Origin of the sequence: Marinobacter sp., assembly GCF_048266785.1 — a bacterium.
Classification (GTDB): Bacteria; Pseudomonadota; Gammaproteobacteria; order Pseudomonadales; family Oleiphilaceae; genus Marinobacter.
The window spans coordinates 46736-70697 of the sequence record NZ_JBLWYX010000011.1; the positions used below are offsets into that span (position 1 = coordinate 46736).

At 53.9% G+C, this 23962-nt stretch carries 18 protein-coding genes, 1 tRNA gene and 1 pseudogene; 3 read left to right on the top strand and 17 right to left on the bottom strand.

Translation table 11 applies throughout. The features are described from left to right. Window positions 1-146 precede the first annotated feature (146 nt). The 11 genes from ACN0V1_RS14840 to ACN0V1_RS14890 all read right to left on the bottom strand — a co-directional run bounded on the left by ACN0V1_RS14840 (window position 147) and on the right by ACN0V1_RS14890 (window position 15805). On the bottom strand, window positions 147-2531 hold the full coding sequence (locus ACN0V1_RS14840) for an efflux RND transporter permease subunit (RefSeq protein WP_417545733.1): 2385 nt from the start codon (window positions 2529-2531) through the stop codon (window positions 147-149). A 45-nt stretch (window positions 2532-2576) separates the two neighbouring features. Continuing rightward, window positions 2577-3725, bottom strand: coding sequence for a WD40/YVTN/BNR-like repeat-containing protein (locus tag ACN0V1_RS14845; protein WP_417545734.1), 1149 nt, complete (start codon window positions 3723-3725; stop codon window positions 2577-2579). Between the two features lie 140 nt (window positions 3726-3865). Beyond that, the gene (locus ACN0V1_RS14850) at window positions 3866-5254 is read right to left on the bottom strand and encodes a DUF1329 domain-containing protein (RefSeq protein ID WP_417545735.1); all 1389 of its coding nucleotides are present in this window, start codon (window positions 5252-5254) and stop codon (window positions 3866-3868) included. A 136-nt stretch (window positions 5255-5390) separates the two neighbouring features. Then, entirely contained in the window at window positions 5391-8042 is a 2652-nt protein-coding gene (gene pepN, locus ACN0V1_RS14855) for an aminopeptidase N (RefSeq protein WP_417545736.1), read from the bottom strand. 82 nt (window positions 8043-8124) lie between these two features. Further along, entirely contained in the window at window positions 8125-8964 is an 840-nt protein-coding gene (locus tag ACN0V1_RS14860) for a DUF2797 domain-containing protein (RefSeq protein ID WP_417545737.1), read from the bottom strand. After that, window positions 8961-9254 (bottom strand): YeaC family protein, encoded by a 294-nt coding sequence (locus ACN0V1_RS14865; RefSeq protein ID WP_417545738.1) that lies wholly within the window; start codon window positions 9252-9254, stop codon window positions 8961-8963. The genes ACN0V1_RS14860 and ACN0V1_RS14865 overlap by 4 nt, the downstream gene beginning before the upstream one ends. A 166-nt stretch (window positions 9255-9420) precedes the next feature. Next, window positions 9421-10284: a rhomboid family intramembrane serine protease gene (locus tag ACN0V1_RS14870; RefSeq protein ID WP_417545739.1), complete on the bottom strand. Its 864-nt coding sequence runs from the start codon at window positions 10282-10284 to the stop codon at window positions 9421-9423. 49 nt (window positions 10285-10333) lie between these two features. Next, on the bottom strand, window positions 10334-11353 hold the full coding sequence (locus ACN0V1_RS14875; protein WP_417545740.1) for a metallophosphoesterase: 1020 nt from the start codon (window positions 11351-11353) through the stop codon (window positions 10334-10336). Window positions 11354-11355: 2 nt separating this feature from the next. Then, complete coding sequence (locus ACN0V1_RS14880; protein WP_417545741.1) at window positions 11356-12240, bottom strand: NAD(+) kinase; 885 nt, start codon at window positions 12238-12240, stop codon at window positions 11356-11358. A 137-nt stretch (window positions 12241-12377) separates the two neighbouring features. Further along, the gene (locus ACN0V1_RS14885; protein WP_417545742.1) at window positions 12378-13622 is read right to left on the bottom strand and encodes a DNA repair protein; all 1245 of its coding nucleotides are present in this window, start codon (window positions 13620-13622) and stop codon (window positions 12378-12380) included. Window positions 13623-13735: 113 nt separating this feature from the next. Then, the gene (locus tag ACN0V1_RS14890) at window positions 13736-15805 is read right to left on the bottom strand and encodes an FAD-dependent oxidoreductase (protein WP_417545743.1); all 2070 of its coding nucleotides are present in this window, start codon (window positions 15803-15805) and stop codon (window positions 13736-13738) included. 146 nt (window positions 15806-15951) lie between these two features. Here ACN0V1_RS14890 and ACN0V1_RS14895 point away from each other — a divergent pair, with 146 nt between their 5' ends. After that, window positions 15952-17016: an AraC family transcriptional regulator gene (locus tag ACN0V1_RS14895; RefSeq protein ID WP_417545744.1), complete on the top strand. Its 1065-nt coding sequence runs from the start codon at window positions 15952-15954 to the stop codon at window positions 17014-17016. Between the two features lie 70 nt (window positions 17017-17086). On the opposite strand, the gene fghA is transcribed toward ACN0V1_RS14895, so the two are convergent. Next, entirely contained in the window at window positions 17087-17926 is an 840-nt protein-coding gene (gene fghA, locus ACN0V1_RS14900) for an S-formylglutathione hydrolase (protein ID WP_417545745.1), read from the bottom strand. A 53-nt stretch (window positions 17927-17979) separates the two neighbouring features. Then, the gene (locus tag ACN0V1_RS14905) at window positions 17980-19107 is read right to left on the bottom strand and encodes an S-(hydroxymethyl)glutathione dehydrogenase/class III alcohol dehydrogenase (RefSeq protein WP_417545746.1); all 1128 of its coding nucleotides are present in this window, start codon (window positions 19105-19107) and stop codon (window positions 17980-17982) included. 197 nt (window positions 19108-19304) lie between these two features. On the opposite strand from ACN0V1_RS14905, the gene ACN0V1_RS14910 reads away from it, so the two are divergent. Beyond that, entirely contained in the window at window positions 19305-20225 is a 921-nt protein-coding gene (locus ACN0V1_RS14910; RefSeq protein ID WP_417545747.1) for a LysR substrate-binding domain-containing protein, read from the top strand. A 49-nt stretch (window positions 20226-20274) separates the two neighbouring features. On the opposite strand, the gene ACN0V1_RS14915 is transcribed toward ACN0V1_RS14910, so the two are convergent. Together ACN0V1_RS14915 and ACN0V1_RS14920 are read right to left on the bottom strand one after the other, a co-directional pair. Continuing rightward, a tRNA-Asp gene (locus ACN0V1_RS14915) sits at window positions 20275-20351 on the bottom strand. Between the two features lie 134 nt (window positions 20352-20485). Continuing rightward, window positions 20486-20635, bottom strand: a pseudogene (locus tag ACN0V1_RS14920) (helix-turn-helix domain-containing protein); the annotation flags it as partial. A gap of 170 nt (window positions 20636-20805) precedes the next feature. Here ACN0V1_RS14920 and ACN0V1_RS14925 point away from each other — a divergent pair. Next, window positions 20806-21681 (top strand): MaoC/PaaZ C-terminal domain-containing protein, encoded by an 876-nt coding sequence (locus ACN0V1_RS14925; RefSeq protein ID WP_417545748.1) that lies wholly within the window; start codon window positions 20806-20808, stop codon window positions 21679-21681. On the opposite strand, the gene ACN0V1_RS14930 is transcribed toward ACN0V1_RS14925, so the two are convergent. Then, entirely contained in the window at window positions 21678-23270 is a 1593-nt protein-coding gene (locus ACN0V1_RS14930) for a response regulator (protein ID WP_417545749.1), read from the bottom strand. The two genes, ACN0V1_RS14925 and ACN0V1_RS14930, sit on opposite strands and share 4 nt — an antisense overlap. 46 nt (window positions 23271-23316) lie before the next feature. Further along, window positions 23317-23943: a response regulator FixJ gene (gene fixJ, locus ACN0V1_RS14935; protein ID WP_417545750.1), complete on the bottom strand. Its 627-nt coding sequence runs from the start codon at window positions 23941-23943 to the stop codon at window positions 23317-23319. Between the last annotated feature and the right edge of the window lie 19 nt (window positions 23944-23962).

The window sequence follows — 23962 nt, forward strand, 5'->3', positions numbered from 1 at the left end:
CGCCTGAGCACGCGGGCAAACATCGCCCTCATAGTAGAACATAGACCACTTCACACGATAAATAAAGTATGGAGTAGGTCGCTAACCAATTGAGTAAGAAACAAAAAAGCCCGAAATGCGGGCTTTTTTGTGGCTGACTGCAATTTCTATTTGGCAGCCCGCGCTTTGGCAATCATCTGATCCGGTCGCAGCAGGAACCGCGCAAGTGCCGGCAACAGCCAGATTGCCCCAACCATATTCCAGAGGAACATGAAGAACAGCAGGAAGCCCATATCTGCCTGGAACTTGATTGGCGAGAATATCCAGGTCACCACACCAAGCCCAAGTGTCACACCGGTAAACATGACAGCTTTACCCGTTGAGCGCAGGGTCTCAAAATAGGCATCCTGAAGGGTTTTGCCTTCCAGCAGGTATTTTTCCAGCTTACTGTAGATATAGATGCCGTAATCAACACCAATACCTACACCAAGTGCAATAACCGGCAAAGTTGCTACCTTGATACCGATACCCGACATGGCCATGATCGCCTCGCAGAGAATCGACGTCAGGCCGAGCGGGACCACAATACACAGTACAGCCCGAATGGAGCGGAAAGTCGCAAAGCACAGCAGGCTCACCACACTGTAAACCAGAATAAGCATCATATCCTTGGCGTTGGCGATAACCTCATTGGTCGCCGCTTCAACACCGGCATTACCAGCTGCCAACAGGAATGTGTGATTTTCATCGCTGTTAGCCTCAGCGAACATTTCAACCCTCTCGACCACAGCTTGCAGCGTTTCTGCCTTGTGATCCTCGAGGAACACCAGAACCGGGGTCAGGCTACAGTTGGTGTTGATAAGGCCCGTCGGGGCCTCACGGATGGATGCGTTGATAATGGTCTGGTTGCGGGAAATCTCATACCACTTCCAGTTGCCCTCGTTCAGAGCCTTGGTCACGATCTTGGAGACGTCGGCAAGCGAAGCGGAGGATTGAACACCCGGCGTGTTCTGCAGCTCCCACTGCAAGGAATCCATGGCTCGCAGAACATTGTACTGGGTACATTGCTCTTCCGGCGTCTTGACCATCACAACCAGCACATCGGCGCTTGTGGAGTAATTATCGATGATATAGGCGTTATCCAGGTTATAGCGCGAGTCGGCACGAAGCTCCGGCGCGCCCTGGTCGAGATCCCCTACCTTCAGGCCCTGCTTGTAGTAAAGACCAAGACCCAACCCGATCACGGCAATGAGCAGCGAGATCGGAGCAACCCCGGGGTGCGCGAAGTAAGACATCACACGCCATTTGCGGTCCTGCTTTTCACCCAGATTCTGCACATGACGAACACCACCCTTGGAAATACCAAGGTAGGACATAATCAGGACATGAAGCACCAGATTGGTGAGGATAACGAACGCCACACCCAAACCAGCCGCTATGGCCAGATCCCGGATAACGTCGATCTCGATAAAGAATAGCGTGAGGAAACCGAAAGCATCAGAGATCAGAGCCAACATGCCCGGAATATACAAAGCGCGGAATGCAAGGCGGGCAGCGGTCTCCGCATCAAAACCTTTTCCGGCTTCGACCGCCATGGCGTTAACAATCTGTACGCCGTGGCTGATACCAATAGCAAAGACCAGGAAAGGCACCAATACCGAGTAGGGATCCAGGCCATAACCCAACAGTCTTAGTGCGCCCAACTGCAGGAATACCGCAACAATGGAGGTAAATACAGGCACCAGCGTGCCGGTAATGCATCGGGAGTACCAGAACAGTAACAGAGTCGTCAGCAGAATCGTGATGCCCGCAAACCAGGCAATAGAGCCAATACCCTCAATAAGGTCGCCAACTTTTTTCGCGAAACCAACAATGTGAATATCGATATTGGGATTCTGGGCTTCATATTTATCCCGGATTTTCTCTTCCAGCTGTCGAGAGAACGTGCCGTAGTCCAATGGCTCGCCTGTCTCCGGATTCTTTTCATAGAGCGGGGCATACACAATCGTGGATTTGAAGTTGTCAGAAACCAGTCGCCCTACTTCGTTGGAACGAAGAATGTTCTGACGCAACTTCTCAAGACTTGCAGGAGAGCCATCATAGCCATCCGGAATGACCGTACCACCCTGGAAGCCCTGCTCGGTTACTTCCACCCACCGAACGTTTGATGTCCACAGGGTTTTCAGGCCAGAACGATCGACGCCATTAAGATAGAAAACCTCATCGGTGACCTGCTTTAGCGTCTCCATGTACTCGGGCGAGAAAATATCACCGGTTTTGGTTTCCACGGCAATACGCACAAAGTTGCCAAGATTCTCCAGGTCATTACGATGATCCAACATATTGATAACGTATGGATGCTCAAGCGGAATCATTCGCTCAAAGCTGGCATCTGGCTGGATCTTTACAGCGTTATAGCCCAGAAACGCCGTCAGCAGCAGAAAGCCGATCAGGATAACGACCCGATTGTTAAAAATCAGACGTTCCAGAAACGGTTCTGCCTTGGGCGTTGTCAGGTAGTGCTCACCCTTGTCATGGTTCGGGTTGGACATTCAAAAGCCCCTCTATTATTTTTCAGTTGTTGCCACATCAGGGCGTTATTGAAGGTTCTTTCCGCGAGCGTCTGTAATTTTTACGCCGCCTTCACCTACGATAAGAAGGTTGGTTCCCGAAACCGGAATCACGCTCATGACACCGTCCCGATCATTGCGGAAATATTCCCGGAACGAATCTGCGCCGTTGCTACTCATAAGAACCGTTCCGCCATTGCCAACCAGGGTTATCCGGCCGTCATCAGCCACAGCACCGTCATTAAGAGTCGCTCCCGCACTGTTGGGAACCAGGCGCCAGCTTTTCCCGAGGTCGTTTGAAAACAACATGTTGCCCCGCAAACCAAAGGCAAGAATCTCGTTGACCTCCCCCGTTCCGATTACCCCGAACAAAGAACCCTGATAAGGGCTTTCCCGCCGCTCCCAGGTATCGCCGTTATCTACTGAAACGTGGATTTGCCCAGCCTCGCCCACAATAACGAGCCCACCACCGGTTATACGGGTGATACTGTTCAGGTGGAAGTTCTGGGCATTTTCAATCTTTGGCGCCCAGTCATACCATGTGTCCCCGCCGTCTTCTGTGCGCAAGATCATGCCGTAGGCACCCACAACAAACCCGTGTTGGTCATTCTCAAACCAAACACCCAGCAGCGGGTTTACAGGGCCAATATCCAGATCTGACTGCATATTTTCCATGGTAAAAAACAGATCATCCAGCGCCCATTCCAGATCGCTTTTTTCCGACTCGGGTGCCTCTTCGATGCGCTCTTCCAACGCCGCAATCTGATCTTCCTTACTGGCGATTGCCAGCTTGGCAGCACCAATGCCGGTTAACTGCAAGCTCCAGTTCTCCCCGGCATCTTCAGTGTGAAGCACCACCCCGCTGTGGCCAACGGCCCAGCCATGAGTCTCGGATCCAAAATCCACGGCGGTCAGTGTTACGGAGACCGGAACGCTGCCCTGCACCCACGTTTGCCCGTCATCATCCGAGTAAATGATGTGCCCCCTCTCTCCGACGGCGACGATGCGATCACCTGTCCGCACTGCGTCGTTAAGGAGGTTAGCGGGAGCCAGGTCAGTTTGTCGGGCCGGAGTTTCGATGATATCCGCAAGCGCAAACGCCGCCGGCGCGGAGCAGACCATGGAAAGCCCAAGGCAAACAGCCCCCAGAGTTTTGCACGTCAACCTTTTAGCCATTCAGATTGCCTATTATGTTGTTTTAACTGTTTGTCACTGACCAGCAGTGCCCGGCACTAACCAAACATACCGGCACCATTGGTTTCCGGTATGTCAGCAGCCTGACAGCTGTGTAAGCCCACTACTGATAGATGCCTGCCCTAGCGGACACTTCTGCGACGTAGGGAGGCCGGAGAAAAATAACGTTTGTTCGGAACATCTTCAGTGAAGACCCGGGTATTAGGCTCTTCCGTATCCAGACCGAGCACGTGATAACGACGTGCCTGCAAATCATGATAGACGTCAAGAACGGTCCACACACCCGGTAGTTCATAATAATTTTTGGCGATGCCCATGGTAACGCGCCATAACTCACCACGGCCGTCATACTGATCAAGCAAAATTGTGTTCCAGCTGTCCTCATCTACGTAGAAACGGCGCTTGTGATAAATGTGGCGCTCGCTCCCTTTTAATGTGGCTTCAACTACATGCACCCGATGGAGCTCCCATCGAGTCAGTTCTGGATTCAGATGAGAGATACCAAGAATTTCGGAATAAGGCGTACCTTTTTCGCCAATAAGATAATTATTGTAGGGAACGTAGATTTCCCTCAAGCCTTCATAAGTCCAGTTGTAACGATCCAGGGCACCGTTGAAGATGTCGGTGTCGTCCGCCGTCCGGAGGTTGTCCGCAGCCGCAATCGGCGAATCATAACCCAGGTTTGGTGCCCGGCGCACACGTCGCTGCCCAGCATTGTAGCCCCACCCATTCCTCGGATTGATGATTTGATTCAGGGTCTCATGGATAAGAATGGCACCCCCCGCAAGGCGAGGCGGAGACTGGGTAAACGAGAGGTAATAGAAAATGATGTTATCCAGATCATCTTCACTGCCGCCGGGGCTGTAAAAATTGAAAAAGACCTCCTGCTGAGAGGTCACCAGCGAGTAATCACCATTGCTCTGTACAGCCACTTCACTGGATCGACGAGTGCCTGAAACACCGCGCCAGCGTGTCAGATGATTCCAGATCACCTGCCATGCTTTCTGTTCGTCATTCCCGCTGAGGATCGGAAAGGGGTAACCACCATAAGCACCCTTCAAGCCCTCGCCCTTGCCGACAATTTCTGCGCTTACAGCATTCTCACGGGTATTCACGGCGACCCAGTCAGGGACCGCATGAGTGCGGCGGGATTGGTAGATCGGCAAACGGAAGCTGGTGGGGTAGGTCTCAAGCATAGCCCGCACGCCATCCGTGAGGTGCTCCGTATACTGGTCTTTGTTAGAGGCATTGATTGTGAACAGCACCTCGTCCGTCGGAAACGGATTGATATGGTGTTGGCCTGCACCCACATAGCCGGCGGGAGACTCTGTAAGCCCCCCGGTCCAGGCAGGAATAGTACCTGAATCGTTTCCGGCCTTGACCGAGCCAAACGGGGTAAGATCCCGGCCGAGACGTGAAGCTTCACCCGAAGAAACCGCTGCCCAGGAAGAGGAGGATGCTATCGAGAGGGCGAACAACCCTCCGAGTATCACACTCTTTTTATAGTTCATTGTATAACCCTGAATTCGACTGGATGCCTGTGGGAAGGCTTTTATTATTAACTGACTAGAGAGCCAGGCTCCCCGCCAGACTAACCGATCCGTCAAGGTTGTCTATCGACCGAAAGTGCGATTTTGTTACCAGCTGTCAGCCTTCCAGGCTTTTATGTACCACCTCGTACAAATCAGCGGAAAGCCCGGGCTTGTCCCGAACTCGCTCCAGAGCCGACCGCATCAGAGAGCTGTAGGCGGGCGCAAACTTTTTCCAGCGCGTAAGTGGGCTCACCAGACGAGCCGCAATCTGTGGATTACTGTCATCCAGGCGGCACACCTGGCCTGCCAAAAATACATAGCCTGAGCCGTCAGGGTTATGAAATGCCGCCAGATTCTGGCCGGCAAACACACCAACAACCGAGCGTATTTTGTTGGGGTTTTTCCAGTCAAATGCCGGGTGCGCAAGCAAAGCCTGAATCTGTGGCAACTGACCTGCGCGATCGCTGGACGATTGAACCGCAAACCATTGCTCTACTACTTGAGGATCATCCTGGAACCGCTCATAGAAGTCGCCCAGTGCCTTGCTTCGTTCAGCCGCGTAATCGGAGTTGACCAAAGCACGCAGCGCACCCATGCGATCTGTCATGTTATCGGCATCACGGAGCTGATGCAGAGCCAGATCGCGACCGGTGTCGTCGTTGATCATCAACAACCACGCCAACGCGGTGTTTCTCAGGCTGCGGCGGGCAATGGACTCGGGTGTAACCTCATAGCTACCCGTTTCCGAATTCCGGTGATAGCAAGTGATGAGTTCCTCACGCAACGACATTGCCAGGTGGTTTAACACTTGCTCACGGGCACGGTGAATGGCCGCGACATCAGGACTATCCGCCAGCTCAATCAGATAAGCTTCGGAAGGCAACTGCAGCATTTTTGCCACCAATGCCTGATCAAGCGTCGAGTCACCAAGCAGGGCACGGTATGCCTGAACCAGACGCGGCTCAATTTCCGCAGCATCAGAGGAGCCAACCAGCGACTGAATCACATCAACAGCGAGGCGTTGACCGGCATCCCAACGATTGAAACCATCAGGGTCGTGGCTCATCAAAAACACCAACTGCTCGCGACTCCAGGGATAAACCACCCGCACGGGCGCTGAAAAATGGCGCAGCAGCGAGGGCGCCGGCTTCCGGGTCAGTCCGTGGAACTCGAAGGTATGGCTCGCTTCAGTCAACTCAAGAACACGTTCGGTTGGCGCGCCCGTAACATTCCCGCCGCTTTCAAGCATGAGAGGCAAAGCCTCGCCATCGGCGCCCAACAAGCCCAGGGAAAACGGAATATGTTGAGGTTTTTTGCCAGTTTGTCCTGGCGTATCCGGAACAGACTGCTGAATCGTCAGGCAGTATTTACCTTGCGCTGAATTGTAGGCATCCGAGACCGTCAGCACCGGTGTGCCCGCCTGGTCGTACCACAAGCGGAACTGTGTAAGATCCCTGCCGGACGCGTCTTCCATCGCTTTTACAAAGTCGTCTGTGGTGACTGCCTGACCATCGTGACGCTCGAAATACAGATCACTGCCTTTGCGGAACAGGTCCGGCCCAAGCAATGTATGAATCATGCGTACAACTTCCGCACCTTTTTCATAGATAGTCAGCGTGTAAAAATTCGTAATTTCCATATAAGACGCCGGGCGGACCGGATGCGCCATAGGGCCGGCATCTTCGGCGAACTGCGCCGTGCGAAGCAGTGTGACATCTTCAATACGCTTCACCGTTGGTGAGCCCATATCGGCCGAGAAAGTGGAATCCCGGAATACCGTAAACCCTTCTTTCAGGCTCAGTTGAAACCAGTCCCGACAGGTTACCCGGTTGCCGGACCAGTTATGGAAGTACTCATGCGCGACAATGGCCTCAATGCGCTGGAACGCAAGGTCGGTGGCTGTCTCCTGGCTGGCCAAAACGCAGGAAGAGTTGAAGATATTCAGTCCCTTGTTTTCCATGGCGCCCATATTGAAGTCGTCGACGGCGACGATCATGAAGATGTCGAGATCGTATTCGCGACCATAGACTTCCTCATCCCAGCGCATGGATCGCTTGAGGGAATCCATCGCATGCTCGCATTTGGTAGCGTTCCGGGGCTCAACGTAGATGCGCAAATCAATATCCCGACCGGAACAGGTTATGAAGGTATCCTGTTTTTCGACCAGATCGCCTGCCACCAGGGCAAAGAGGTAACTGGGCTTGGGGAACGGATCTTCCCAAGTGACGAAGTGGCGCCCATTCTCAAGATCGCCTCTCTCCACGTCGTTGCCGTTGGACAGCAACACCGGGCAACTGGCCTTATCCGCTTCAATACGGGTGCGGTAACGAGCCATCACGTCCGGTCGATCCGGAAAATAGGTGATACAGCGGAAGCTTTCCGCTTCACACTGGGTACAAAACATACCCGAGGATTTATACAGACCTTCAAGGCGGGTATTGTTCTGGGGTTCAATCCAGGTCACGACCGTTAACTCGAACTGGGCAGGCACATTGGCAATAACAAGCTGCTCGCCGATCTCTTCAAAGTCATTACCCTCAGCCAGTTCTTCGCCATTCAGTGCAACACGCTCCAGCTTCAGGCTGTCGCCGTCCAGCGCTAAAGGCGCGACCCCCTCGGCGGACTTCGGATTCCGACGCACGAAAAGTGTGCTATGCACCCTTGCGCCATCTTCAAAGAGCTCAAAACGAAGCTCGACAGTATCCACCAGGTATGCAGGTACTTTGTATTCGCTCAGGTAGATCGTTTGGGGCTGATTGGTGCGCATTGATTGTCTCCAGATTTCTCAGCCTGCAACTCGTCGAAGGCAGGCTGTAAAGGCAATATAAGATCGGACGGAAACGGGTGAATTAGTCACCCATTACCCGGAAACGGACTTCATAGCCGGTGAACTTTCGAATATTGATCACCCCGGTATCAAGGATCAGATACTGGCCCTTGATGCCTTCGAGGACCCCTTCCACTTGCGGCGTTTTATCCAGGTTATGGGTTTTGATTTTTTCCGGCCAGGTTTGGACGGGATAACTCAGGTCAAGCCCCTGCTCGTCCACCTCACGGATGGCATTCTGCCCATGCTCTTGCCGCAGCGCGCTAATATCGTCTGCGATCAGCGCCAGGATCCGCTGGCGTTCCTGCACGAGATCCAGCTCGGGAACATCGCCTTTGAGCATGGCGCGCCAGTTAGTGCGGTCGGCAACGTGTGCTTTGCAGGCCACTTCAACCAGACCGGAAAGATAACGGGTCGCTACTCTCAGCATGGGAATGGCGTCCACCGCACCCTGATCAATCCAGCGTGTTGGCACCTGAGAGCCACGAGTGATGCCTACCTTCAGGCCTGATGAGTTGGCCAGATAGACCACATGCTCAATCATGCAGTGGGTCTCACCCCACTCTGGCTCACGGCAGGTACCCAGATGGTAATGACACTTCTCCGGGCTCATGATGCAGCTGTCGCAGGCGGCCAGCTTGCGGAAACAGGGATAACAAAACCCTTGGTTAAAGCTCTTTTTCGTTGTCCGGTCGCAATGAATACAACGGATCACGCCTTCAAAATCGAAGCGCAATGGCTTGCCAATAAGTTCGTTCAGAGGCACACGAGTATCGCCCACCGCCAGTACATAAGACACGGGATTGCCGGCGTCTGCGGGCATTTTTCTCAGGCGTCCGGTTACATCAGCAAAGTTGCTCAAGACTTGACCTCAACAAACTGGTCGGGATCAACATCATTATTGCCTGACTGGTCACGACGCACGGAAGGATCGCATGCGGTACCGGCTTTGGCGCCCCGGTCGAGGTAACCCACCCGCTCCTGCTCTGGAATGCCATGCAGATTCTCGTAATAGATAACCGCCTCCAGGCTGATCTCACGCTGCTGCGGTGTGAGCTTTCGGCCATCCGGCCATTTCCCGAGCGCAATAGACTGGCGCAGGTTCTGGTAGACGTTAGGATCCAGCTGCTCGATAAGTTCTTCGTAAGTCATCCGGTTCTCCTGAAAAAACCTTCATAAAAAATAGGGTGAATCGTTTGACAGACATAAACGATAATGATTATCATTGCCTCACCAAATGACGACGGTCGTGTCGTTTGGTCTCTCTCATCAGAAGCATATTCTGCTTCCTTTATACCCCACCTCTGGTGGGGTTTTTTTATGCCTGCGGTATTCTGCGAGCCGGCAAAATGGCTGCCAGCGCAAGGCCGGCGACGAACCCGCCCAGGTGTGCTTCGTTTGCCATACGCCCCAGCCCCAGCATTTCCGGCACAGGCGTAAACCCGATCACCATCCACACCACTGCAAAGGTAACGAGCGCTGGCGGGAACTGGAATCGGGGAAGCGTTCGCTGGCTCAGCCAACAATAGCCAAGAATGCCATAAACGACCCCGGAAAGGCCGCCAAAAAAAGGCCCGGAGACCATATATTGCAAGCCATTGGAGACCAGGCTGGTAACGATAAAAAGCACAACCAGCCGGGTACGGCCATCAAACCATTCAATCTGGCTGCCCAGGAACCACAGCATCACGGAATTAAAAATAATGTGAGTCCAGCTGAAGTGCAGAAAATCGGGCGTAAACAGCCGCCAGACCTGGCCGCTGGCAAGTGTTGCAGAGAGCGCATCAAGGCGCTCTGCCATGCTGCCCCAGCCGTAAGCCCGGGGATCAATGATCAGCAAGTTAGCAGTGAACTGATTGCTGCCCAGACTGGTAAACCAGGCCATCAGGACGCCCAGCACAATAATTCCCAACACCAGCGGCGCGTGGCGCGGAGAGGGCTGCCAGCGCCCCGTCACGAAAACCGGCGAGCGATTTTGATTCTCAACCGCTTGACGGATCTCGGGCTCGGCAAGGAACCGATCCAGGGCTTCCAGAACCGGCTCGGCATGTTCCTGATTTTCCAGCCACAACACCTGGAAATCGCCCTCCTCACTGATTCTGTGAGGAACGCCTTGGCTTCTTAACCACTGGCTAAAACCGCCAAGATCCAAACTCGCATCCAATTGCTTTACTCGGTACACAATCGACCTTGCCTCGTGGAAAATTCAGACGCTCGTTCACACAGCTGCACTAGCGAGCGACGCTGTCTTCGCTGGTAGGGTAATCCGGGGAATCGTGGTGATCACGAGCCACGTTAACCCAGACAAATTTATCGCGGGAAAGTACCTTCTCCCCGTCCATCCGGTACGCCACCAACCTGCCGTATTTGACGGCACTGAAATCAATGCAGGCAACGTTGGATCTCAGCGGGGCCGGCTCGCTGTCCATCCAGTAGTGGCCAACGAACACAGGAGGTGCATCCAGCGGATAACTGATCAGCTGCTTGCGATCCTCCGCAGTGAGCGCTCTGCTCGCCACCTCTGGAGGCAAGGGGTCTGGCTGAAAAACCACATCGGCGTAGGAGTGGGGGTTATCCGCCCAGAACTTGGTGCGGAAAAACTCACGAACATAGCCGTCGCGTCCTTCGATTTTCATACCCTGAGGAAGGCGCAAATCTGTGCCCCTTAACAGCGTATCCATGACCTGCCCCGCGAAAGAATCAATGGCGGCAGAGGCGTGAAGAAAGTCCTCATCGATACAGGCACCGCCCTGCACCTGTTTGAATTGTTCGATGAGTTCACCATCCCAGCACGCGTGTACCGCACGGAAATCTTCCTCGTCAATAAACAACGGAATGGTGTAAAACCATTCAAGAAAATCATTCCATTCGTGGGGGTGAGCTTCAAACTGGTCAAGGGTCTCGCGGATCAGCCGGTCATGACGGGGGGTGTGTTCACGCAGCCACGTTTTGCCGCTGCCCGCCCGTGCCCGCGTACAATAACCCAGAGCGTTGTATTCATGATTTCCCATCACGATCCGCGCTGAACCCCGCTCAACCATATTCCTTACGAGGTGAAGAGCTTCCCGGATTCTCGGGCCGCGATCGATAATATCTCCAATGAAGACTGCTTGGCGCCGGCGATGTTGGTACACACCATTTACTTTGCTGTAACCCATCTGTTCAAGCAGTCGGGCAAGCGTGTTCGCGCAGCCATGGATATCGCCGATAATGTCGTAACCACAACTTGCGGTAGGGTTGCTTCCAGCCATGATCAACTCGCTGATATTTCGCTGGCCCAGCCAAGCTTGTCACGGCAGGTGGCGTAGAAATTATGGTCTGTGGGGTGGATCAGCCGGATCTTGAACGGTTTTTTCGCGATACGAATGATGTCACCCGGCGCACAGGCGATGTTCATCTGGCCATCGAAACTGATCTGCGGATAGGTTTCATTGGTCTCCCCGATAACCAGTTTTATTTCGCTCTTGCCATCCACAACAATCGGCCGGCTACTGAGCGTATGGGGAAACATGGGCACCAGCACAATGGCATCCAGCTTCGGATGCATAATCGGGCCTCCCGCTGATAACGAGTAGGCGGTTGAGCCAGTGGGGGTGGAAACAATAAGGCCATCCGAACGCTGACTGTATACAAAATGACCATCAATATACAGATCAAAGCCGATCATGCGGGTGGACTTGCCTGGGTGCAACACCACATCATTCAGTGCAGTACCAAAGCCTAACGGCTGCCCGTTGCGCTCGACGTTGCCGTCAAGCAGAAACCGGGTTTCCTCAATGTACTCGCCTTCAAGTACCTTACCCAGACGCTCTTCAAGGTCAACCGGCGAAATATCCGTAAGGAAACCTAACCGTCCGCGGTTTACACCAAGCAGCGGAATCTTGGATTTTGCCAGCTCCCGGGCCGCGCCCAGCAAGCTGCCATCACCGCCGACCACAATAACCAGATCACAGATTTCGCCAAGGAGTTTCTTGCTGGCAACCTGCAGGCCATGGCCAGGCAACATGCTGGCCGTATCTTCCTCAAGGATGACATGATAATGGTTGGCGATCAGGTATTGTTTGAGCTGGCGCAGTGACTCAACCACTTTAACGCTGCCCATCCGGCCGATAACGCCTATGTTCCTGAACTGATCCATGAAGCTTCCTGTGGTGTCGGAATACGGCGAGAGCGGACAAGCCCGCCTGCGCCAATATCAATCTGACCTACAGTCTAACGAAAGTCACCCCGATACTGAAAAAAGTTCTTCGGGGCCGCTTAAATGTCCGTTAATCTTCAGGGCTGGTGGTGCTCGCAGCGGTCATCAACGCCGGGCTGGAAATCCCCGGGCTGACTTACCCGCAATAGAGGTTCATCGCACGGTTCTCCACTTTCGGCCGAGTGCTGGCACACCGGATTCTCGTAGTGTTCAAGCCATTGAAGGTACGACGGCTCGTTCATGCCGCAACGCTCTGATGCATAAGCGATGGGGTTACGGAAGTAGGTTTCAATATCGTCGTATGGCAGGGTCAGGTGTCCAACACCCGGGTGATAGGCCACCAGGAAAACAGACTGCCCCTTGATATGCTCCATAATGGAGTTTTCCTGCGGCTCACGGTGTCTGAGCTCGTACAGCTCCTGTTCGAGAACGACAAATTTCTTATCCCTGTGTTCCAGCTCGCGCCTTTTACGGTCAAGCTGCTCCCTGAGCAATACCAACTCAGCGCTCACATTGGCATCATCACGCTCTTTGCCAGCGCCACCGGTCGCCATCTGCTCCTGCATGGTCAGATACTGCTGATTACGCTCTGCCAATCGCTGCTTCAACTGATCATTACTCAGGCGCTGGCGTTCATACTTCTGGCTGATATCTTCGATTTCGTTGCGCTGGGCTTTGAGCTCAAGCCGGTGCTCACGCTGTACCTCGGAAAGCAGGTCCCGATGGACACTTTGCAGAGTTTTGATGCGCAGCCGCTGCTCGCGGATCAGCTGAGCCACACGCGAACGATCAGCCTCGGTGCGAGTCCCTTCAGACAAAGCGGCGTCTTCCTGCCCGGCACGAAGCACAGGAATATTTTCTTCCTCAGGCTCAACACGGCGAAATTTGAGATTGTTTGCGTTAACGGCTTTGCGGATCACCTGAAAATGGTTATTGCCCGGGGTCATATCCGGATCCCATAACTCGGAGGCGTACTGGGGTTCCGGGCACTGGCTGCGACACACAAGACGAATAGCGCCGCCGCCCATGTTCGGGCCTTTGGCACCGCGGGCGGCTAGATCTTCAATGGGCACGTCCCAGCTACTGTCGGCCCTGCCTTCCTCATCAAACCAGATACGGAAAAACACTAGAGCACGCACCAGAAGATCGCTGCTCAGATCGACCAATACTGCTTTTACATCGGTTTCTGCAAGATCCGACAGACCGACATAGCCATCGAGGAACGCGCCAAACTCGCTGGCACGCATCTGACGAGCTACTTCGTTACCTTCGAAAAAGAAAACCGCCGAATTATTGCCCGTTGCCTGGCCGGCAGAAACCATTGCAGACTCCCTAAAATCCAAAAACTCTCTGGCAGACTCAAAGCTTATAGTCTAGCCAGAGAGCGTCCGGTGCAAAGAGAAAAACTGCAACGTTTTGTGATCAGGCTCTTTGGTTAGATACTGGCGGCGAGTCGGCTACCCTGATCAATAGCACGCTTGGCGTCCAGTTCCGCCGCCACATCCGACCCACCGATCAGGTGCACGGGCAGCCCGGCCGCTTCAAGCCCGCTTTGCAGTTCACGCAACGGCTCCTGGCCAGCACAGAGAATTATGGTATCCACCGGCAAAATCCGATCTTCGCCCTGCTTTGCCCCCTTGGGAGTGACAGTGATGTGTAACCCTTTATCGTCGATTTTGCGGTAAGTCACACCCGGCATCATCTGAACCTTACGATTTTTGAGAGACGTCCGGTGAATCCACCCAGTGGTTTTGCCCAGGTTTTTGCCAACTTTCGACGACTTGCGCTGCAACAGGAACACCTCACGGGCAGGCTCGGGAACTTCCGGCGTTACACCCAGGATGCCACCACGGTGCTCCACCGTCAGATCCACACCCCACTCGCGCATGAAGTGACCGGTATCCAGCGCAGCGGAGGTGCCCTTGTGCACAATGAATTCAGACACATCAAAACCGATACCACCGGCACCAACAACCGCCACCTTCTCACCCACAGGCTTGCGCTCCAGGAGCGCATCGAGATAGCCGATCACTTTCGGATGGTCAATGCCTTCGATATCCGGTATCCGGGGCGCAACGCCGGTTGCCAGCACAACTTCATCAAAGTTGCCGGCTTTCAGGTCATCCACACTCACGCGGGTTTCGAGCCGCACATCTACGCCGTGCTTGTCCAGCATCACGCGGTAGTAACGCAGGGTTTCGTAAAATTCCTCCTTACCCGGAATGAGTTTGGCGATATTGAACTGACCGCCGATCTCTTTGCCGGCATCAAACAGCGTCACCTTATGACCACGTTCTGCTGCAACCGAGGCAAATGCCATTCCAGCAGGCCCGGCACCCACAACAGCAATCGATTTGGGTGATTCTGTTTTTACATAGGTCAGTTCGGTTTCATGACAAGCGCGTGGGTTAACCAGGCACGAGGTCAGCTTGCCGCCGAAGGTGTGATCCAGACACGCCTGATTACAACCGATGCAAGTATTGATTTCTTCGGCCCGATCTTCAGATGCTTTCAGCACCAGATCCGCATCCGCCAGGAATGGGCGAGCCATAGACACCATATCCGCGTCGCCTTCCGCCAAAATCTTTTCGGCAACGTCCGGCATGTTGATCCGGTTTGTGGTGACCAGCGGGATACTGACCTCGCCTTTAAGACGCGCGGTTACCTTGGTAAAGGCGCCACGGGGAACTGAGGTAGCAATGGTGGGGACCCGGGCTTCGTGCCAGCCGATACCGGTATTGATAATAGTAGCGCCGGCTTTTTCAATTTCCTTGGCCAGGTGCACCACCTCTTCCCAAGTGCTGCCATCCTCAATCAGATCGAGCATGGACAGGCGGTAAATCAGAATGAAATTTTCGCCGACGCGCTCGCGAACGCGGCGCACAATCTCAATGGGCAAGCGGATGCGGTACTCATAGCTACCACCCCATTGATCCGTGCGGTGGTTGGTGTGAGAAACGATAAACTGGTTAATGAAGTAGCCTTCAGAACCCATGATCTCAACACCGTCATAACCGGCCTTTTGCGCAAGCTGCGCGCACACCGCGTAATCTTCTATCTGCTTTTCAATACCGGCTTCGTCCAGCTCCTTGGGCTTGAACGGGTTGATGGGCGCCTGGATAGCAGAGGGGGCAACCAGCGCCGGGGAATAGGCATAACGGCCAGCATGAAGAATCTGCATGCAGATCTTGCCGTCGGCTTCGTGCACGGCGCTGGTGATAATCTTGTGTTTTTCTACTTCTTCGTCGTTGGTCATTTTGGCCGCGCCCTGAAAAACGCCGCCCTCAGGGTTGGGACCGATACCACCGGTAACGATCAGTGCCACACCACCTCTGGCGCGCTCCGCGTAAAATGCCGCAAGACGCTCAAAGCCGTTTTTTGCCTCTTCCAGCCCGGTATGCATGGAGCCCATCAGTGTCCGGTTGCGCAGCTTGGTGAATCCAAGGTCAAGCGGCTCAAGCAAATTCGGGTATTTAATAAGGCCTGGCATCGTGTTGGTGGTCATAACGGGTCTCCTCAAATAATCATTGGCAGGAACTTCGGTGCCCCACTCCATTTAATGATGACTAAATTACCGATGCGAGTTGCCTTCAACAATATCCCTGAATAACATTCTGCTATCTTCAGACGACAGACTCCAGGTGAGCTACCATGGATCCATACGATCGCCAGCCTCTCCCCAACCAGGATCCTCTTGGTGACATCAGCATTCTCTATGTGAACGTATTGCTCCGGGCCGCTGAAGCGGAGGGCGTCAACGTGGAGGATCTGACAGGTCGTTTTCAACTCAGTGAGCAGACTCTCACGTCATCCGCTGCGCGCATCAGCATTCCACGATTCATGAGACTGGGCCATGCTGCCATTCAGGCCTGCGGCAATTCCGCCCTCGGATTACGCATGGGAGCTCTGTCACGGCCTGTTGACGCTGGCATAGCAGGCCTTGCGGGCGAGTCTTCGAGCACCGCCGGCGCCGCCATACAGACGCTGATCCACTATTCTCTTCTGACGAGCCGCAACAGCCGGGGAACCCCAGAGGCAGAACCGGAAAAGCGGAGATTGCAGTTTTACTCCATTCGTCCGTACAACCCCTTCAATTATTTTGTTGTGGACTCGGTACTGAGTGCCTGGACCCAGTTTTTACGCACGGTTACCGGGCAGTGGGATGTACTGGAGAAGGTAACCATAGAATATCCTTCCACAGGCCTGGACGAGATGTTTGAAGCCTGGTTTCGGTGTCCAGTTCAGTTCGGAGCGGCGATGAACAGCGTAACCGTGAGACAGGACGTGTGGAATCAGGGAACAGTGCAGACACAACAGGCCATGCACGAAAAACTGGTTCGCCTTTGTGACGAGGAAATGCGGGAAATTCAGCGCGGCTGGACAACCGGAGACAGGGTAAGAGGCCTGCTCACTCCTTTGTTCAAGGGAGAAACCCCAAGCCTTGAGACAATTGCTTCAAAGTTGGGGGTTACACCATGGACATTACAACGACAGCTATCCGCAGAGAACACCGGGTTCCGGGAACTTATGGATGACACCCGAAAACAGCTGGCGAGGGATTATATCCGGGAAACTGAAACCTCATTATCCGAAATTGCCTGGCTTCTCGGTTTTTCCAATCCTGCTGCACTGCACAAGGCATACCGCCGCTGGTTTGGTCTCAGCCCGGGAGAACATCGTAAGCAGTTCCGTGAAATGACGAAACAAGGGCGGTAATTTTTTATAGTGACGCCACTTCGACACCTACTGATAACCCCGGAAGAAAAGATCCTCCAGGGCGAGGTTATTACTGAAACAGGTGCCCGGCGTGAAAACGCAGGTGCTGCTCAATGAAGCTGGCAATAAAGTAGTAGCTGTGATCAAAGCCTTCACGCCGGTTCAGCTCCAGTGGATAACCGCTGTGCTTGGCCGCAGCTTCCAGAGTTTCCGGCTTGAGTTGCTCGACAAGAAAATCGTCGGCCTCACCCTGGTCTACCAAGGCTGGCACAAACTCGCCGGCCTTACGCATCAGCAAGCTGGCGTCATAGTCAGCCCAAGTGGAAGTATCTTTGCCCAAATATGCGCCAAAGGCCTTCTTGCCCCAGGGGCAATTAACCGGGTTACTGATTGGGCTAAAGGCCGACACCGAGCGATAGCGCTCAGGGTTGCGCAATGCCAGAACCAACGCTCCGTGCCCACCCATTGAATGACCAGAAATCGAGCGCTGATCACTAACCGGGAACATGGATTCGATAAGCTCTGGCAGTTCGTTCAGCACATAATCGTACATACGGTAATGCCGGCTCCAGGGTGCCTGGGTGGCATTCACGTAGAAACCTGCGCCCTTACCCAAGTCGTAGGCTTCATCGTCCGCCACGTCATCACCGCGAGGGCTAGTGTCCGGTGCAATAATGGCTACACCCAGCTCAGCTGCCATGCGATGGGCACCCGCTTTCTGCATGAAGTTTTCATCCGTGCAGGTCAGGCCGGACAGCCAGTACACAGCCGGCACCTTGTCGCCTTTTGACACCTGCGGTGGCAGGTAAATTGCAAAACGCATGGTGCAATTCAGCGTTTCCGAGTAATGGCTGTACTGCTTGTGCCAGCCACCAAAGCTCTTGTTACGGCTCAGATTTTCAATATTCATGGCAATCTCTCAAAATAACGGCCACCCGCACAAGGCACGGGCGACCATTTTTATTACTTGTCGAAGTGAATAACGGAACGAATGCTCTTGCCTTCGTGCATCAGGTCGAAAGCTTCGTTGATCCTTTCCAGGCCCATCGTGTGAGTAATGAAATCGTCAAGCTTGAACTCACCCTGCATATAACGGTCTACAATACCGGGCAGCTCAGAACGGCCCTTGACGCCGCCAAAGGCGGAGCCTTTCCAGACCCGACCGGTTACCAACTGGAATGGGCGGGTAGAGATTTCCTGGCCGGCACCGGCGACACCGATGATCACGGACTCGCCCCAGCCTTTGTGGCAGCATTCCAAGGCCGAACGCATTACGTTGACGTTGCCAATACATTCAAAAGAATAATCCACGCCGCCATCGGTCAGCTCGACAATTACATCCTGAATCGGTTTGTCGTAGTCATTCGGGTTGATGCAGTCGGTAGCGCCCAGCTTGCGGGCGAGTTCGAACTTGCTCTCGTTAATGTCGATGGCGATGATGCGGCTGGCCTTGGCCATGGTGGCACCGATAATGGCCGATAGCCCAATGCCACCCATGCCGAAGATGGCCACTGTGGCACCCTCTTCTACCTTGGCCGTATTCATTACAGCCCCCATGCCGGTGGTGACACCACAACCGAGCAGGCACACTTCTTCCAACGGCGCTTCTTTATTAACTTTGGCCAGAGCAATTTCCGGTAGCACCGTGTACTCGGAGAAAGTCGAGCATCCCATATAATGGAAAATAGGCTGACCGTCTTTGGAGAAACGGCTGGTGCCGTCGGGCATCAGGCCCTTACCCTGAGTTTCGCGAATCTTCTGGCACAGGTTAGTCTTGCCGGATGTGCAAAATTTGCACTCGCCGCACTCGGGGGTATACAGCGGGATTACGTGGTCGCCTACCTCAACGCTGGTCACGCCTTCGCCGATTGATTCCACAATGCCACCGCCTTCGTGGCCAAGAATCACCGGGAAAATGCCTTCCGGATCGTCACCGGACAGAGTAAACGCGTCGGTGTGGCACACACCGCTGGCCACAACGCGGATTCGAACTTCGCCAGCCTGCGGCGGCATAACATCCACTTCTTCAACAGACAGTGGCTGATTGGGTCCCCAAGCAATGGCTGCTTTGGATTTGATGGTCTGAGTCATATGGCTCTCCGGTCGTTGTAGGGCTCAGGCAGAGGGTTCCGCCATGTTGATGGAGCCATTGTATTCCTATCCTGAGAATAGATAATCCCATATCATGTCAATTCACCTTTACCACCGAGTAACAATGGTCCGGTGATTTTCCAATCCACTGCTTTTTTTGTTTACGCCCACTCAAGCTGTGGCGCAAGGATCAGAGAATGTTTATTTGGGAAGGGGTTAGTGAGTTTGTAGCAGTGGCGGAGGCAGAGAGCTTTACCGCAGCCGCGAAAAAACTGGGCATCTCGACGGCTCAGGTTAGCCGTCAGGTCAGCGCGCTGGAAGCCCGGCTATCAACCAAATTGTTTTATCGAACAACCCGCAAAGTATCGGTGACTGAAGCCGGGCAGATCTATTATCAACACTGCCGGCAGGTACTTGATGAGCTTGAAGAGGCGGAACGCTCGATGACCAATCTTCAGCTCGTTCCCAAGGGCCGGTTGCGACTGACTGCGCCGGTGACCTTCGGGGAAAAAGTCATCGCTCCTCTGGTTAACGACTTTGTACTGCGTTACCCCGGACTTGAGGTGCAAATGAATCTGACCAACCAACAGCTGGATCTGGTTGCAGGAGGCTATGACCTGGCAGTGCGAATGGGTAAGCTGGAGGACTCCAGCATGATGGCCAAGCGGTTGTCGTCAAGAACCCTGTATGTTTGTGCCTCACCGGATTATCTGTCGACCTATGGGGTTCCCCACTCTCTATCGGAGCTGGAGCAGCATAACTGTCTGCAAGGCAATCTGGATTACTGGCGCTTTCAGGAGCTGGGCAAGCCTCGCAATATCCGGATCACAGGCAATATCAGGTGTAATAGCGGCTGGAGTTTGCTGGATGCGGCGTTGAAAGGCATCGGCATTGTCCAACTGCCGGATTACTATGTGCAGTCTTCTCTGGATTCGGGCCAACTGATTCCTCTTCTGACGTATTGCCAGGAGGCCGATGACGGCATCTGGGCCATCTATCCCCATAATCGCCATTTATCACCGAAGGTGCGCATGTTACTGGACTATCTGCGCGAATCCCTTCAGCCAAACAGCAAGCACCTGGCAAAAGAGACGGGCACGCAATTCAATGGGAGTTGAAACGAAAAAAGCCGTTAGCTATGTCATAGCTAACGGCTTTTCGAAAAAGTGGCGGAGCGGACGGGACTCGAACCCGCGACCCCCGGCGTGACAGGCCGGTATTCTAACCAACTGAACTACCGCTCCGCAAAAGTCATAACCGATTGCTTTTTAAGGCTTTGCAACCATTCTCGGATTGCTCGGTAACAACGAGAGCGCATTATAAAGAGGTGCCTGACTATGTCAACGCCTTTTCTGAAAAAATTCAGAAAACCAGCGTATTACATGGCATCAACCATCGCATCTCTGCCTTGCGCTGTTTTCCGGTACTCAATTGGGGTCATCTCTGACCAGCGCTTAAACGCGCGATAAAAAGTACTCGGCTCCGAAAATCCGGTCAAATAGACAATCTCATCAATAGACTCGTCCGAGGTGGCATCCAGCACCATACAGGCATCATACTATCGTCTTACATTAGAGCATATCGGCCACAGGCTCACAGTTGTAGCAGGATCCAGACATAACGGGCATCAGCATTCGTCATCTTTTGTCAATCCTTCGTACTCCATCCACGAATACACCAACTATCAGGGAGAAAGTCATGCCAGACACTCTTGTTTATCGAGACACCCCACCGGCACTGCTCCCGCTCTTCGGCAAGGCTCTCTTGCCGAAAAAAGGCCTTTCCGGTGCGGACATTACACTTCCACAACTCTGTGCTGAACTGCTTTGTGCTCACACTGCTGGCGATAACCTGAGTCAATATGAACGCGCGTGTGGATTCAGACCCGGCAACCACATACCTATGACCTGGCCCCACATTCTTGCATTTCCGCTTCACCTGAAGCTACTGACCGAAAAGGCTTTTCCATTACCGCTTCTGGGGCTGGTGCATCTGTGCAACACCATAACCCAGCACAGACCCATCGGGGTGGGTGAAACCCTGAAACTGGATGTCTGTCTGGGGAATCAGGAGCGCACCAGCCGCGGCATAGAATTTGGCGTGATTACCAACGCCAGCTCCGCCGGCACAGTGGTGTGGGAGGAGACCAGCACCATGCTCTTCCGCCAACCACGGGCGCAAGCGGGGACCGCGCCAAATACGGCACCACCGCCTCTGGAGCACTACCCAAACACAACACAAATTGATGTGCCCGAATCCACCGGGCGCCGGTACGCAAAAGTTTCCGGAGACCGTAATCCAATTCACATGCACGCGTTGAGCGCCAGGGCTTTTGGCTTTCCCAGGGCAATAGCACACGGGATGTGGAGCAAGGCCCATGCGCTGGCTATCCTGGAACAACAGGGTGGGTGGCAGCCGGGCCCGGTAAAAGTGAGCTGTCAGTTCAAGAAGCCACTCTTTTTACCGGGCACTGCGCAGTTAAACTGGCGAACAGAAAAAGCTGGATTGGATTATCAACTGCTGAACGCCAGAGGCGATGCACCGCACCTCAGCGGTCAGGTAGAATGGCTTTAAACGGCGCCAGAAGGGCCCCCATCACCGGACGGACATGAAGTTGTGCCGGGTGCGCCGGCAACCGGAAGCGTGAAGAAAAAACAGGCGCCGCCACCTTCCGGGCGCTCAAAGCCGATTTCACCTCCCTGAGCTTGTATCAGGGAGCGACAGGTAGGCAGGCCAATGCCCATACCTTCGTCTTTAGTGGTATAAAAAGGCAAAAACAGCTTTTCTTCTGCATCGTCCGCAAGCCCGATACCGTGGTCGCGAACCTCAACCCGGACACCGCCGTCAACTGTAACCCTGGCGCTTACTTCCACTGGCGACTCAGATTCCGCACTGCGCGTAGCCTCAAGCGCGTTTCGTATCAGGTTCAGGGCAACCTGCTGCACCTGAATCGGGTCGGCCAGAACATCTGGCAAGTCCGCCTGCACGGCCAGCTCAATTGCCCCATCATTATTACGCGCGTCCACCTCTGCAAACTGACGCGTGTCCTCCAGCAGTGCTGATAAGGACAGAATTTCCTTACCCGTCGCCGGCTTTTTCACAAATCGCCGGATCCTGCGAATAATCTCACTGGCGCGGTGAGACTGAGCCTCAATCTTGTCGAGGGTTTCCTGCAGCACTGTCAGGTTCGGGTTCTCAACAGACATCATCCGCTTGGAAACCCGGGCGTAATTGGCAATCGCCGTCAGCGGCTGATTTACCTCATGGGCAACACCCGCAGCCATTTCGCCCATGGTGGTCAGCCGGGACGTGTGCGCCAACTGGTCGCGCTGCTCCTGAACCAGCTCGCGCGCCTCATCGAGCGCCCGCTCGTTCTCCAGTTCAACGGTAATATCACGAAACACAACAACGGCTCCGTGCAATTCATCGCCATCGTGTTTGGGAGTGGAGCGATATTCAGCAGGAAATCCCGTTTCATCCGTACGCTGCATCCGGATATTGCGCTGATTCTCGGCGATACCCTCGCGACAGGTGGCGTAAACCGGGAGGCCCGGCTGGCCTTCAGTGGCTGTTGAGAAGTGAGTTTCAAAAAAATTACGGCCAATCAGATCCTCTACCGGACATCGCATGATGACGCCCGCAGCAGGATTGGCGAACTCGATTGTGCCGTGCTCATCAAGGCCGTAAATGCCTTCACTGATGGAGTTGAGGATGCGGGTCTGGTCACCCTGAAGCTCCCGATTACGCGCCTGCAACTCACGCTCAAGCCGGATTACGCGGGCGTGGGTCTTAACTCTGGCAATGACTTCAAGAGACTGGAAAGGCTTGGAAATATAATCGGCGCCGCCGAGAGAGAAACCTTTTACCTTGGCTTGCAGATCATCCAGCGCTGAAAGGAAGACAACTGCACAGTCGGAGGTAGCCGGATTGGCTTTGAGGCGCTGACACACCTCATAACCATCCATTTCAGGCATCATGATATCAAGCAGGATGACTTCAGGCTGGTGCCGGTGAGCAAGATCCAGTGCTTTTTCGCCTTCGTTGGCGATCAGGAGCCGGTAGCCTTTGTCTTTCAGTGTCTCATAGAGCACTTTCAGGTTCTGAGGATTGTCATCCACAAGCAGAACCGTAACCTCTGCATTTTCGCTGACAACTTCAGTCATATAGTAAAAGGCCGGTCAATAAGATAACCCCATGATGCCGGTGGTATTACCGTGCGTCGATAAGGTTCTTTACGGACAGCACCATGCGAACCAGATGTGCCAGTGAATGGGTACCCATCTTGTGCATGACTCTGGAGCGATGAATCTCAACGGTGCGCTGACTGATCTCCAGCTCGATTGCAATGACCTTGTTGGCCTGGCCTTCTATCATTCGATCCATGATTTCGTGCTCCCGAGGGGTCAGGCTCTTGATCCGACGAACAATCTCCTGCTTCTCATCAAGCGTTTTGCGCTGTTCCAGATCCTGCTCCAGCGCAGCTTCGATTTTCTCAAGCAGTGCCTCTTCACGGTAGGGCTTCTGGATAAAGTCTACAGCGCCCTCTTTCATGGCATCGACCGCCATGGGCACATCACCGTGCCCGGTCACAAAAATAATGGGCAAGATGGAGTGCTTCTCGTTCAGTTTCTTTTGCAGCTCCATGCCATCCATACCCGGCATGCGGATATCCAGCACGACGCAGCCGGCCATCTTTTCGGAGTAATCCTTGAGGAACACAGCCGCATTCTCATAGGTTTTGACCAGTTTGCCATCGGACTTCAGTAACAGCTCCAGTGAGTCACGAACGGCCTCGTCGTCCTCTACCACGTATACAGTTTGCTGAATATCAGTCATGGGCGTGTTCTCTCCTGTC

What these genes read in the sequence shown, in the direction of transcription:
- ACN0V1_RS14910 (WP_417545747.1), top strand. Translation starts at nt 19,305, where the DNA reads ATGTTTATTTGGGAAGGGGTTAGTGAGTTTGTAGCAGTGGCGGAGGCA.
- ACN0V1_RS14925 (WP_417545748.1), top strand. Translation starts at nt 20,806, where the DNA reads ATGCCAGACACTCTTGTTTATCGAGACACCCCACCGGCACTGCTCCCG.
- ACN0V1_RS14890 (WP_417545743.1), bottom strand. Translation starts at nt 15,805, where the DNA reads ATGACCACCAACACGATGCCAGGCCTTATTAAATACCCGAATTTGCTT.
- pepN (WP_417545736.1), bottom strand. Translation starts at nt 8,042, where the DNA reads ATGCGCACCAATCAGCCCCAAACGATCTACCTGAGCGAATACAAAGTA.
- ACN0V1_RS14930 (WP_417545749.1), bottom strand. Translation starts at nt 23,270, where the DNA reads ATGACTGAAGTTGTCAGCGAAAATGCAGAGGTTACGGTTCTGCTTGTG.
- fghA (WP_417545745.1), bottom strand. Translation starts at nt 17,926, where the DNA reads ATGAATATTGAAAATCTGAGCCGTAACAAGAGCTTTGGTGGCTGGCAC.
- ACN0V1_RS14885 (WP_417545742.1), bottom strand. Translation starts at nt 13,622, where the DNA reads ATGGTTTCTGCCGGCCAGGCAACGGGCAATAATTCGGCGGTTTTCTTT.
- ACN0V1_RS14865 (WP_417545738.1), bottom strand. Translation starts at nt 9,254, where the DNA reads ATGACTTACGAAGAACTTATCGAGCAGCTGGATCCTAACGTCTACCAG.
- ACN0V1_RS14850 (WP_417545735.1), bottom strand. Translation starts at nt 5,254, where the DNA reads ATGAACTATAAAAAGAGTGTGATACTCGGAGGGTTGTTCGCCCTCTCG.
- ACN0V1_RS14875 (WP_417545740.1), bottom strand. Translation starts at nt 11,353, where the DNA reads ATGGCTGGAAGCAACCCTACCGCAAGTTGTGGTTACGACATTATCGGC.
- ACN0V1_RS14895 (WP_417545744.1), top strand. Translation starts at nt 15,952, where the DNA reads ATGGATCCATACGATCGCCAGCCTCTCCCCAACCAGGATCCTCTTGGT.
- ACN0V1_RS14840 (WP_417545733.1), bottom strand. Translation starts at nt 2,531, where the DNA reads ATGTCCAACCCGAACCATGACAAGGGTGAGCACTACCTGACAACGCCC.
- ACN0V1_RS14845 (WP_417545734.1), bottom strand. Translation starts at nt 3,725, where the DNA reads ATGGCTAAAAGGTTGACGTGCAAAACTCTGGGGGCTGTTTGCCTTGGG.
- ACN0V1_RS14880 (WP_417545741.1), bottom strand. Translation starts at nt 12,240, where the DNA reads ATGGATCAGTTCAGGAACATAGGCGTTATCGGCCGGATGGGCAGCGTT.
- ACN0V1_RS14905 (WP_417545746.1), bottom strand. Translation starts at nt 19,107, where the DNA reads ATGACTCAGACCATCAAATCCAAAGCAGCCATTGCTTGGGGACCCAAT.
- fixJ (WP_417545750.1), bottom strand. Translation starts at nt 23,943, where the DNA reads ATGACTGATATTCAGCAAACTGTATACGTGGTAGAGGACGACGAGGCC.